Below are 12,485 nucleotides of genomic sequence, written 5' to 3' on the forward strand. Positions count from 1 at the left end.
CCAGGGGGCTCCGCCCCCTGGACCCCCGGCCTACGCCCACCCACCACCCGACTCGGTCGGCCAGGAAGCGACGCCACCACCCGGCTCGGTCGGCCGATACGCGACGCCGCCGCCCGACTCGGGCGGCCAAGACGCGACGCCGCCACCCGGCTCGGTCGGCCGGGAAGCCGGCCAGGAAGGCACGGCTCCTGCGTCGACCGGGGCGCAAAAACTACCCCCGCGGCAGGTGCCTCGCCGCGAAGTCCAGTTCCAGGGCCACCTGCTTGATGCGTTCGTCGACGACCAGGGAGCCGTGGCCCGCGTCGTAGCGGTAGACCTCGTGGGTGGCGCCCCTTGCCTCCAGGCGGTCGACGTAGTTGTCGATCTGGCGGATCGGGCAGCGTGGGTCGTTGACGCCCGCCGAGATGTACACCGGGGCCTTGACCTGGTCGACGTAGGTCAGCGGCGAGGACGCCTCGAAGCGGTCGGGGACCTCCTCGGGGGTGCCGCCGAGCAGCGTGCGGTCCAGGGCCTTCAGGCCCTCCATCTCGTCGTGGTACGCGGTGACGTAGTCGGCGACCGGGACGGCGGCGATGCCCAGCGTCCACGCCTCGGGCTGGGTGCCGATGCCGAGCAGGGTCAGATAGCCGCCCCAGGAGCCGCCGGTGAGGATCAGGCGGGCCGGGTCGGCGAGGCCCGAGGTGACCGCCCATTCGCGCACCGCCGCGATGTCCTCCAGCTCGATGAGACCGACCCGGTGCTTGAGGGCGTCGGTCCAGGCCCGCCCGTACCCCGTGGAGCCGCGGTAGTTGACGCGGACCACCGCGTACCCGTGGTCGACCCAGGCGGCCGGGCCCGCGGCGAAGGAGTCGCTGTCGTGCCAGGTCGGTCCGCCGTGGATGTCGAAGACCGTCGGGAGCGGGCCGGTCGTGCCGGCCGGCTTCTGGACGAGGGCGTGGATGCGGCCGCCCGGGCCGTCCACCCACACGTCCTCCACCGGGACCGAGCCGGGCGACTTCATGCCCGGCGGGTCCAGGACGACCCGGCCCGTCGTCGAGCGGACCGCCGACGGCTCGGCGGCCGACGACCACAGGTACTCCACGCTGCCGTCGGGTCGGGCCGTCGCCCCGGAGACGGTGCCCGCGGGCGTCTCGATCTCCACCAGCGCGCGCTCGGCGAAGTCGTACCGGAACAGTTCGCTGCGGGCTTCGAAGCCGTGCACGATCAGCAGGGCGCTGCCGTCCGGGTACCACTCGGCGCTCACGTCGCCCGGCAGCTCCAGCGCGAGGTCGGTCTGCTCGCCCGTCGCCACGTCCCACACCAGGGGCTCCCAGCGGCCCCGGCGCTGGTGGCCGATGAGCAGGCGGGTGTCGCCGTCGACGGGCGCGAAGCCGAGGACCTCCAGGCCCAGCTCCTTCTCGCCGCCGTCGGTGTCGTCGAGCTCGGCGACCGTCGTGCCGTCGGGGCGCAGGACGCGCAGCGCGGAGTGCATGGCGTCGCCGTGCTCGGTGTGCTCGATCGCGATCAGCGTGCCGTCGTGGGACAGGTCGCCGACGCCCGCGGACTCGCGGTGGCGGTAGATCTCCACCGGGGCGGCGCCCGTGTGCGCGAGATGGATCGTCGTACCGTCCTCGTCGGTCGAGCGGCCGACCACCGCCGTCCGCCCGTCCCGGCCGAGGGCGAGACCCGCCGGGTAGGACGGGTCGAGGCCCGGCACCGCGAGTTCGTCCTCGCCGCCCACGAAGGGCTGGCGGCGCCAGACGCCGAACTCGTCGCCGTCCTTGTCGTCGAACCACCAGATCGACGCGCCGTCCGGGGAGAGGACGCCGTCCGTCGTGCCGTTGGGCCGGTTCGTGACCTGGCGCTGCTCGCCGGTCGCGCGGTCCCAGGCGTACAGCTCGTACGTCCCCGTCGCGTTCGACACGAACAGGGAGTGGTCCGGCGCGTCCTCGGCCCAGTCGGGCAGCGAGACCCGCGGCGCCCGGAACCGCTTCTCCCAGTCCGGCATCCCCTCGCGCCGTCCCCGCACGCCGTCCCGCACGCCGTCCCGTACGTCCCGCGTGCCCTGCTGATCCGGTGAGCCGGACCCGTAGCTCTCAGTCATGGCCCCATAGTGCCCTTCCGCGCCGACAAAGCGCAGATCAGATCCCCAGCCTGTGGAAAACCTCGCTCGCGCCCCGCTCATCCACAGCCCCGCGGACCGGTCGCCCGGGCACGCCCCGTACCGTGGAGGGCGTGTACCGGTTTCTGCTGACCCCCCGGTGGTGGGGAATCAACGTCTTCGTCGTGCTCGCCATCCCCTTCTGCGTCTTCATGGGGTCGTGGCAGCTGGGCCGGTTCGAGGACCGGGTGCAGGACCACAACGACGCCACCACCCAGGCCGAGTCGGCGCGGCACGAGGCGGCCCGCCCGCTGACCGGGCTGCTGCCCGTCGACAAGGCGACGGTCGGCAAGCAGGCCACCGCGAGCGGCCGGTACGGGGAGCAGCTGCTCGTGCCGGACCGGAAGCTGGACGACCGGCAGGGCTACTACGTCCTCACGCTGCTGCGCACCGACGCCGGCCGGGCGCTGCCCGTCGTGCGGGGCTGGCTGCCCGGCGAGCCCGACCCGGCGAAGGTCCCGGCCCCGCCCGCCGGCGAGGTCACCGTCACCGGCGCGCTCCAGGCCTCCGAGACGCCCGGCGACAACGGCGTCAGCTCCCGCTCCGGGTGGCCCGAGGGCCAGACCGGCGCGATCAGCGCGGCCTCGCTGGTGAACCTGGTGCCGTACGACGTGTACGACGCGTGGGTCACGCTCAACGAGGGCGACTCCGGGATGCGGGCCGTGCCGGTGAGCGCGCCGCAGAACACCGGCCTGGACCTGAAGGCCTTCCAGAACCTCGGCTACACCGCCGAGTGGTTCGCCTTCGTGGGCTTCGTCGTCTTCATGTGGTTCCGGCTGCTGCGCCGGGAGGCGGAGCTCGCCCGGGACGCCGAGCTGGGCCTGGTCCCGGACGAGGACGTCACCGGCGCGGACGCGGGTCAGGAGCCCCGCCGCAGCCCGTCCGGGGTCTGAGCGCACAGGCAGGCACCGGTCGAGGGTCCGCCGCCGGCCGGCTGCCCGTCACGTGCCGGCCAGCACGCCCGTCCAGTACACGGTCCCCGCGCACGCGTTGGGCACGGTGACCGCGGCCGGTCCCGAGCCGCCCTCCGGGCTGTAGGAGACCGTCACGCTGCCGTCGGCCGGGCCCTCCTCGGTGACGAGCTGCGTCGTGGTGCCGGTGTCGCCGCCGGTGGAGGTGCCGGCGGACGCGGTCGGCTCCTCGGTGGTGGGCGACGGAGCGGGCGAGGGATCGCCGGTGCCGCCGGTGCCGCCGCCGGTGGTCGGGCAGGTCTCCGACGGCACCCAGGCGAACTTCACCTCGTAGGAGGCGCCCGACGCCAGCGTCAGCGCCGCCGACTCCAGTGACGGGTCGGGCAGCGCGGCGGCGGCGTCACCGGCCGCGTGCCGTGCCGTGCCGATCTTGGCCGGGTCCGCCGCGCCCTGCGGGACGGCGGCCACGCCGCCGGGGCCGGTGACGGTGCAGCTGTCCGAGGAGACGTTGGTGACGCGGAAGGAGCCGTAGACGGCGCCCGCGGAGTCGGGGGCGGCGCTGCTCGCGACGGCCGGGCCGAGCTGCTGCGCCCTGCACGGCGGCAGGTCGGCGGGGCTGCTGGCGGAGGGTCCGACACCGGTGGCCGAGCCCGTGGCGGAGCCGGTCTCCTCGTCCTTCGGCTTCTCCTCGGGGTCGGACTTCTCCTTGCCCTCGGGCTGCCCGGAGGAGCCGGCGATGCCGCTCTGGCCGCCCGCCGGGTCCTTGCCCTGGCTGGTGCCGCCCTGCGCCTGCGAGGCGTTGCCCGCCACGGACGGGTCGGCGCCGGGACCGGTGGCGCCCGAGACGTGGACGAGGGCCGGGACCGCCGTGCCGATGAAGAGGGCGGCGGCCGCCATGCCGACGACGGCCTGGCGCTTGCGGGCCCGCCGGGCCGGTACCGCCCGGCGGAGGTGGTCCAGGGTGCCGTCGCTCGGCTCCATGTCCTGCACGGCGCTGTGCAGCAGCCTGCGCAGCGCCAGCTCGTCGGGGGCGAGCCCGGCGGGCCCCTGAGTGCCGGGGCCCTGGTCGGCGGGGCCGTGGTTCACAGTTCCGTTCCCAGCGTGCGTGTGCTTCGGCTCTTGCCCGGTCGGCTCGGCCGGCTCGTGACCCTCGTCGGCGTCATGCCGTGCCTCGTTGCCGTCGCTCATGCCGGCGCCTCCATGGCCACCCTGAGCGCCGCGATCCCGCGCGAGCCGTACGCCTTCACCGAGCCCAGCGATATGCCGAGCGTCTCGGCGACCTGCGCCTCGGTCATGTCGGCGAAGTACCGCAGGACCAGGACCTCGCGCTGCCGGCGCTGGAGCCCCTTCATCGCCTTGATCAGGGAGTCGCGCTCCAGCTGGTCGTAGGCGCCCTCCTCCGCGCTCGCCATGTCCGGCATGGGCTTCGAGAGCAGCTTCAGGCCGAGGATGCGGCGGCGCAGCGCCGAGCGCGAGAGGTTGACGACGGTCTGCCGCAGGTACGCCAGCGTCTTCTCGGGGTCGCGCACGCGTTTGCGCGCCGAGTGGACGCGGATGAAGGCCTCCTGGACGACGTCCTCGCAGGAGGCGGTGTCGTCGAGGAGGAGAGCGGCGAGACCGAGCAGCGACCGGTAGTGGGCGCGGTAGGTCTCGGTGAGATGGTCGACGGTGGTGCCCGCCGCCACGACGTCGTCGGCGCCGTCACGCTGATTCGATATGCGGGCCGGCCGCGCTGCGGGCATCGGCGCGATCACCGGCATGCCACCGGCCGCGCCGGCCACACGGGGACGGACCGGCCGGACGGGAGCCCGCACTGCGGGGCCACGCGCTGCGGTGAATTCGAGAACCTCTGCCACGCCAGTTGGACACGTCCGACCCCGTGAGGGTTGTACGTGCCGGGCGTCACGTTCCCGTGTCCGCCGGGCGGCCACCCGGCCGACGGTGCGTCATAGGCCCTCATCGTCCCGCTCTTCCCCTATGTCCATGTGAACGGGCGTCCCCACGCCCGCTCTCGGCGCCCCCGCGCCGATCCACACGCCCCGCGCCCTCCATGGGTGACCGCAAAGACGCTCCCCGCCCTCCGCACGGTTGCGGAGGGCGGGGAGGAAATCCTCTGATGCCACAGGTGCCGGCTACAAGTGGTCAGGACCGACTACCGGATCACATCTCCTTCATCGATCCTACAAACGAACCCCACGGCAACCAGGGCTTTTTACGGGCTGATCCCTCTTCAGGCGAACTCGGCCGCCACCAGCTCCGCGATCTGCGCGGTGTTCAGCGCGGCCCCCTTGCGCAGGTTGTCCCCGCACACGAAGAGTTCGAGCGCCGTCGGGTCGTCCAGGGCCCGCCGCACCCGGCCGACCCAGGTCGGGTCGGTGCCGACCACGTCGGCGGGGGTGGGGAACTCACCGGCGGCCGGGTTGTCGAAGAGGACGACACCGGGCGCGGTGGCCAGGATCTCGCGTGCCTTGTCGACGGTGACCTCACCCTCGAAGCGGGCGTGCACGGTCAGGGAATGGGTCGTCACCACGGGGACCCGTACGCACGTCACCGCCACCGGCAGGTGCGGCAGTCCGAGGATCTTGCGGGACTCGTCCCGCACCTTCATCTCCTCCGACGACCAGCCGTCCTCGCGCAGCGAACCGGCCCACGGTACGACGTTCAGCGCGACCGGCTCCGGGAAGGGACCGGTGTCGTCGCCGACGGCCCGCCGCACGTCGCCGGGGTGCGTGCCCAGCTCGCTGCCGGCCACCAGCGACAGCTGCCGGCGCAGCGTGTCCACCCCGTCCCGCCCGGCCCCGCTCACCGCCTGGTACGAGGAGACGACCAGCTCGCGCAGCCCGAACTCGGCGTGCAGCGCGCCCAGCGCGACGATCATGGACAGCGTCGTGCAGTTCGGGTTGGCGACGATGCCGCGCGGCCGCATCCGCAGCGCGTGCGGATTGACCTCGGGCACGACGAGGGGCACGTCCGGGTCCATCCGGAACGCGCCCGAGTTGTCGACCACCACCACGCCCTTGGCGGCGGCGACGGGCGCCCACTGCGCGGAGACCTCGTCGGGCACGTCGAACATGGCGACGTCGACGCCGTCGAAGGCCTCCTCGGTGAGCGCCACCACCTCGACCTCCTCGCCGCGCACGGCCAGCTTGCGGCCGGCCGAGCGGGGTGAGGCGATCAGACGGATGTCACCCCAGATGTCCGCGTGCTGGGACAGGATCTGGAGCATCACCGAACCGACGGCGCCGGTCGCTCCGACGACGGCCAGGGCCGGCCGTCCGGTGCGCCCGGCGCCTTGGATGTCGGACATCAGCGCCCGGTGCCCCCGTAGACGACGGCCTCGTCGCTGTCGGAGTCCAGCCCGAAGGCGGTGTGCACGGCGCGCACGGCCTCGTTCACGTCGTCCTTGCGGGTGACGACCGAGATGCGGATCTCGGAGGTCGAGATGAGCTCGATGTTGACGCCCGCGTCGGACAGGGCGGTGAAGAAGTCGGCGGTGACGCCCGGGTTGGTCTTCATCCCGGCGCCCACCAGCGAGATCTTCCCGATCTGGTCGTCGTAGCGCAGCGAGTCGAAGCCGATGCCGGAGCGGTTCTTCTCCAGCGCGTCGATGGCCTTGCGGCCCTCGGACTTCGGCAGGGTGAAGGAGATGTCCGTCAGGCCCGTGGAGGCGGCGGACACGTTCTGCACGACCATGTCGATGTTGACCTGGGCGTCGGCGATCGTCCGGAAGATCGCGGCGGCCTCGCCCGGCTTGTCGGGCACGCCGACGACCGTGACCTTGGCCTCCGACGTGTCGTGTGCGACTCCGGAGATGAGGGCCTGCTCCACCTGCTTTTCCCCTTGCTTGATCGGCTCGCTGCTGACCCACGTGCCCTGGAGTCCGCTGAAGCTGGACCGCACGTGGATCGGGATGTCGTACCGGCGGGCGTACTCCACACAGCGGTGGAGCAGCACCTTGGAGCCGGAGGCCGCGAGCTCCAGCATGTCCTCGAAGGAGATCCAGTCGATCTTCTTCGCCTTCTTCACCACGCGCGGGTCGGCGGTGAACACGCCGTCGACGTCGGTGTAGATCTCACAGACGTCCGCGTCGAGCGCGGCGGCGAGAGCGACGGCCGTGGTGTCGGACCCGCCGCGGCCCAGCGTGGTGATGTCCTTGCTGTCCTGGCTGACGCCCTGGAAGCCGGCCACGATGGCGATGTTGCCCTCGTCCACCGAGGTGCGGATACGGCCCGGCGTGACGTCGATGATCCGGGCCTTGTTGTGGACCGAGTCGGTGATGACGCCGGCCTGGCTGCCGGTGAAGGACTGGGCCTCGTGGCCCAGGTTTTTGATCGCCATGGCCAGCAGGGCCATGGAGATCCTCTCCCCGGCGGTCAGCAGCATGTCGAGCTCGCGCCCGGCAGGGATCGGGGAAACCTGCTCCGCGAGATCGATCAGCTCGTCCGTCGTGTCGCCCATCGCGGAAACGACGGCGACCACCTGGTTGCCGTTCTTCTTCGCTTCCACGATCCGCTTGGCGACGCGCTTGATGCCCTCGGCATCGGCTACGGAGGAGCCTCCGTACTTCTGCACGACAAGGCCCACGTGCGCTCCTCGCTCAATCCGTCTCTTTCCGCACGTACGTACCTGTACTGCGGTCGGTTCATTCTATCGAGCGTCCGAAATTCCCCCCTGCGGTATCGCATGGTGAGACCTCCGGGCCGCCAGGCAGGCTCATGCCCATCGCTGGCCGGGTCACTCGGAAAAGTGCCGTGAGTCACACGTTCACAAGCGGCGGCGGAGGGCCGTCATCGCTTGCCCCGGAGCGCGCGGACGACCTCCGCCAGCGCGGTCAGCACCCGCGCCCGGTCCTTGGAGTCCGTGCCGTCCAGGGCGTAGCGGGCGATGAGCACGGCTGTGACGGCGACGGTCAACGGGATGACGAGGCCGCACAGAGCGGCGACGAGAAGCGGGTCCACGGCAGGTCCTTCGGATCGGGCAAGAGGCGCTGGCGCCGACGATGCTGGGTGCCGGAACACTGGCGTGGGGCGGGGTCAGCCGCGCGACTCCGCCTCTCCGCGCAGGTCAGGCCGGTAGCGTGGACGTTCCCGAGTCGGCCGGGTCGGCCGACTCGTGGCCGGGACGCACGGGGAGCGCGAGAGATGACGGAACCGCACGACTACTGGACGGCGCTGGCCCGGCTCGTCCGGCTGGCGGAGCACCCGCAGGCCGCGTCCGTGTGCGCCGCGATGAAACAGCACTCCCCGCGCGACGAGGCCGTGCCGCCGGACAACACCGTCTCGGGCTGGGTGGACCTGCGCATCATTCCCCGGCGGGACGACGAGCTGAAGCTGTTCCTGGACGCGCTCCAGCAGATCGCCCGGCAGCGGCAACGGGACCCGGCACTGCGCGTCCCGACCTGGCAGCAGTGGCAGCGGATGGCACGCGAGGCGCGGCAGCAGCGCCGCACCGACGGAGCGAAACAGCGGCAGGTCACCGCCCCCGCGCTGCCGGACTGGGCCGACGACGTGGCGAACACGCCCGTCTGGAAGCTGGTGCGACCGGAGCGCGGCGAACGCCGCGAAGCACTGCGGACACAGGCGCAGGAGTTCGCCCGCCGGCTGGCCGCCGCCTACGAGGAGGCGCGCGTCGGCCTGGACGACGACCCCTGGCTCGACCACGGCTCGGGGCGGCGGACGGCCGCGCGGGTCAACAGGATCGTCCTCCACCTGTGGGACCGGGGCGACGGCTTCCTGGAGCCGGCCGAGGCGGCGCTCGTCGCCCTGCTCCCCTTCCTCCACCAGGCCCACCGGGCGCGCACGGCCCTCCGGCTGCGGGACGTGGACCCGACCGACCTCGGCCAGCAGGCCGCCCCCAGCGAGGTGCGGCGGATGTACGAGGTGGTGGTGCGCGCCCACGAGCGGCTCGCCCGGCGCGCGGAGATGGGCACGCTCAAGGACCGTACGGACGGGCGTCCGGAGATCGGCTGGTGGCTGTTCCACCAGTGGGTGAAGCGGCAGCCGGGCCGGATCGACGGCCTGCTGCCCGCGCCGGGCGATCTCGACGACCTGCGAGTCGTCCTCGATCCGGACCTGCTGCTGCGGCTGCTGTCCTGCGCGCAGGCCGGACCTCACGAGCTCTTCGACCCGGCCCGGGCCGACCACCTGCGGGCCCACCCCTTCGACCTCGACTTCCACGGCCGTGACTTCCAGGGCGTACGGGAACGCCTGGTCGGTCCCCTGTTCGCCCTCGCCCATCACCTGGCGATCGAGGCCACGGACCTGTCCTCGGTGATCGTCCGGCACGTCGGCATTCCCGACGCGCTCGACCTGCGCGGCTTCCTCGGCACCGTCGCGACGGCGAAATGGCGGTTCACGGGAGACGATGTCGCCTTGCAGGCGTCCTGCTCCCACCCGGCGGCGGTCGCGGCGCTCACCGAGCACACCCGGAGCCTGGAACCACTGCTGCGTTCCGTACGGCACGCCGGTGTGCCCGAGTTCGGCGGGCTTCCGCTCTACACCCGGGCCGACGACGTCCGCGAGGTCGACGAGGCCGGGCGGCCCGTCACGGTCGGCGGTGTCATCCGCTTCCGTATCGACGAGGAGCGCGTTCAGGAACTGCTCATGGGCGAGAACCTCTACCGCGACCGTTCCCTCGCCATTCGCGAGCTGTACCAGAACGCGCTGGACGCCTGCCGCTACCGCCGTGCCCGCACCCAGGCGGCGGACCCGCACAGCCCGTACCGGGGGCGGATCGAGTTCGAGCAGGGCTGGGACGAGGAGGAGGGCAGGCACTACCTGGAGTGCCGGGACAACGGCGTGGGCATGGACGAGCTGACGCTGTCGGAGGTCTTTTCCCAGGCCGGCATCCGGTTCACGGATCTCCCCCGGTTCCAGGAGGAACGTCTGGAGTGGGCCGGCCGCGGGGTCACCATGCACCCCAACAGCCGTTTCGGCATCGGTGTGCTGAGCTACTTCATGCTCGCCGACGAGATCCGGGTGACGACGTGCCACATGGACGCGGTGGAGGGACGGCCGCGGGAGATCACCGTACTGATCACCGGACCCGGCCACTACTTCCGAGTCCGCTCCACCGGCCACCCCGGCACCATCGGCACGACCGTGCGGCTGTATCTCCGGGACGGTGACAGAGCCCCCTCATGCGTTCACGAACTGCGCAGGCTGCTGGGGATCGCGGAGTTCGACACGACGGCGGCGCACGGCACCCGCCGCGCCTCCTGGGCCGCCGAGACGCCCCGTCCCCGCGAGGCCCTGGGCATACGCCCCGACGGTTACAACGCCCACGGCCACCTCGCGACGTGGTCCGACGGCACCGACGGCCAGGTCGTGTGGTGCCGGGACGGCGGCGGGCTCCTCGTGGACGGCATCCACTGCGAGCCGCGGGTACGGCGCGGAATCCTGAGCGGCCCCGGCGGGGAGCCGATCCTGCGCGGGGCCGTAGTGAACCTGGCGGGAGCGTCCCGGCCTCGACGCCTGTCGGTGGATCGCACGGAGATCCTGGACGACGACATCTGCCGCCAGGTCGAGCACCTGGTGCGCGGCGCCCTGCCGACTCTGCTGGCCGCCGACCCGCCGATCCTGGACCACGCCTGGCTCACCGAGGTCGCGGACGGCAGCCCCCGCCTCGCCGACCTCATCACCGAGGCGGCCGGCCGGGCGGGCTTCGAGTGGGAGGTGGACGGCCGCACGGCCTCGGTCGCCGTGACGGGCTTCTTCCCGCCGGACCCGGACATCATCGGGTCTCGCGATGTCAGAGACGACTCCACAAGGCAGCCCCGGCGACGGACTCCCTATGCGATGGCGAGCGACTCCTTCCGGTTGTGGCGGCTGCTGGCCCACCGACCCCATCCCGTCCTGACCGCGCTGGCCGGCCTGGTGCCGGAGCTGGACCAGGTCGCCCACGTCCTGCCCGCCCTGCCCACGGACGCGTTGATCGGCACCAGGAGAGATATCGACGCGCGCAAGGCCGGGTGGTCGGCAAGGGAGCGCACCACTCCCACAAGGTCTCCGGCGTTCGCCGCCCTCATCGCCGCCACCTGCGGGATCACGTATCGGGAGGCCGTCTCCCGCACGGCACTCCTGGGCCTGGACACTCCCGGCCCGTCCGAGGGTGACCCCGACACCGACGAGATCAACAGGGCCTTGATGAGCAGGGACCTGGTCGCCATGGACTTCACCTACCGGGGTGCCCCGTCCGCCACGGGAACGGTGGCACCCGGCCATCTGCTCAGAGCACACTTCGAGTTCGGCATCGGTGTCGGTGAGGCAGCGCAACGCATGCGGGACTTCGGCTTCACCGTCCCGGACCTCGACCCCGTCACCGAGGAGGCGGACGAACTCGCCCTCCGCCTGCTCAGTACGGGCCTCGACGGCCGACCCCCTTGGCTCGGTGCCGACGCCGCGGTGTCGGCGGCGCATCTCGTCGGGGCTCACCACCGCTTCGGCGTCGACATCCGCCGGGCGGCCGGCTGGCTGCGGGCCTTCGGCCTCACCGTGCTGGGCGAGGAGCACGCCGCGGAACACCCGGAAGAGACACGGCGCCTGCTCAGCCGGGAATTCCGGAACGGGTTCCCGCTGCACCCCGCCAGCGGCGTGCGGGCCTCCGACGTGCTGGCCATCGCCGCGAGGACGGACCGGCCGGTCGGTGACGTCGTGGGGGACCTGCGCTCTCTGGGATACAGGGTGAGCGTCTCCGCCGCCCAGGAGGCCCTCGCCCCGGCCCTCCTCCGGGAGTACGAGGAGTACGGCTGGACCAGCGCGATCTGGGGAGCGATGGTGGGCGACCGGTCCGCTCCCCCGGGCCTCGTTCTGCACACCGCGTTCCTTCGGGGCGTCGACCCCCACGAGATGGCGGCGGAGATCGGCGCCATGGGCTTCGCCCTGCCAACGCAGCCCGCCGCTCCGCGTGAAGCGGACCTCGCGATGCTGAGGCAGCCCCCCGGCGGGGTCGCGCCCTGGCGCCAGGACGGTGCGGTCGTCTCCGTCGCCGATGTCGTCCTGATCGCCCTGGACACCGGCCTGCCCCCCGCAGAGGTCGTGAGCAGACTCCGCCTCTACGGGCTGCTGCCGCCGCACATCCCGATGCCCACGTCGGTCCAGCCGAGCGACGTGACGCTTCTGACCCCCGCGGCACACCCCTACGCGCGGCGTGCCGACGCGGCGGTACCGCTGCGGGACGTCCTGCGTATCGCGGCTCTCATCGGGGCCTCTCCCCGGCAGGTGACCGAGCGTCTCGAAGCGTTCGGCTTCACCACGCGCGTCACTGGACTGCCGGGCCACAAGGACACGTTCCTCGGCCGACTGGCGGACCAGGGCCACCTCCGTCTCGACCGGGACGGACCGGTTCCGCTGTACGAAGTCCTCGCCTCGGCGGCCAGGCTGTCCGTGCCCGCGGAGGTCATCGTGGAGAAGCTGACCTCCTTGGGGCTCGAAGTA

8 protein-coding genes are annotated in these 12,485 nt (G+C 72.5%); 2 read left to right on the plus strand and 6 right to left on the minus strand.

Annotated features, from left to right (window positions below; all coding sequences use genetic code 11):
• Window positions 1-211 precede the first annotated feature (211 nt).
• Entirely contained in the window at window positions 212-2,083 is a 1,872-nt protein-coding gene (locus GTW67_RS24300; protein ID WP_161166928.1) for a S9 family peptidase, read from the minus strand.
• Window positions 2,084-2,214: 131 nt separating this feature from the next.
• Here GTW67_RS24300 and GTW67_RS24305 point away from each other — a divergent pair, with 131 nt between their 5' ends.
• On the plus strand, window positions 2,215-3,033 hold the full coding sequence (locus GTW67_RS24305) for an SURF1 family protein (RefSeq protein ID WP_524539817.1): 819 nt from the start codon (window positions 2,215-2,217) through the stop codon (window positions 3,031-3,033).
• A gap of 48 nt (window positions 3,034-3,081) precedes the next feature.
• Here the strand turns inward: GTW67_RS24305 and GTW67_RS24310 are convergent, their stop codons facing one another.
• The 5 genes from GTW67_RS24310 to GTW67_RS37105 all read right to left on the minus strand — a co-directional run bounded on the left by GTW67_RS24310 (window position 3,082) and on the right by GTW67_RS37105 (window position 8,009).
• Window positions 3,082-4,239, minus strand: coding sequence for a hypothetical protein (locus GTW67_RS24310; RefSeq protein ID WP_161166930.1), 1,158 nt, complete (start codon window positions 4,237-4,239; stop codon window positions 3,082-3,084).
• A complete protein-coding gene (locus GTW67_RS24315; RefSeq protein WP_161166931.1) occupies window positions 4,236-4,811 on the minus strand; it encodes a SigE family RNA polymerase sigma factor in 576 nt (191 codons plus the stop codon). The genes GTW67_RS24310 and GTW67_RS24315 overlap by 4 nt, the downstream gene beginning before the upstream one ends.
• A gap of 470 nt (window positions 4,812-5,281) precedes the next feature.
• A complete protein-coding gene (locus tag GTW67_RS24320; protein ID WP_161166932.1) occupies window positions 5,282-6,358 on the minus strand; it encodes an aspartate-semialdehyde dehydrogenase in 1,077 nt (358 codons plus the stop codon).
• The gene (locus tag GTW67_RS24325; RefSeq protein ID WP_161166933.1) at window positions 6,358-7,635 is read right to left on the minus strand and encodes an aspartate kinase; all 1,278 of its coding nucleotides are present in this window, start codon (window positions 7,633-7,635) and stop codon (window positions 6,358-6,360) included. Before GTW67_RS24325 ends, GTW67_RS24320 begins: the two co-directional genes overlap by 1 nt.
• Before the next feature lie 203 nt (window positions 7,636-7,838).
• The gene (locus GTW67_RS37105; protein ID WP_202437633.1) at window positions 7,839-8,009 is read right to left on the minus strand and encodes a hypothetical protein; all 171 of its coding nucleotides are present in this window, start codon (window positions 8,007-8,009) and stop codon (window positions 7,839-7,841) included.
• Between the two features lie 183 nt (window positions 8,010-8,192).
• Between GTW67_RS37105 and GTW67_RS24330 the strand changes: the two genes are divergently transcribed.
• Window positions 8,193-12,485 (plus strand): wHTH domain-containing protein (locus GTW67_RS24330; protein ID WP_161166934.1); only part of this gene is annotated, 4,293 nt, incomplete at its 3' end.

It is taken from the genome of Streptomyces sp. SID5910, from assembly GCF_009862125.1.
Classification (GTDB): Bacteria; Actinomycetota; Actinomycetes; order Streptomycetales; family Streptomycetaceae; genus Streptomyces.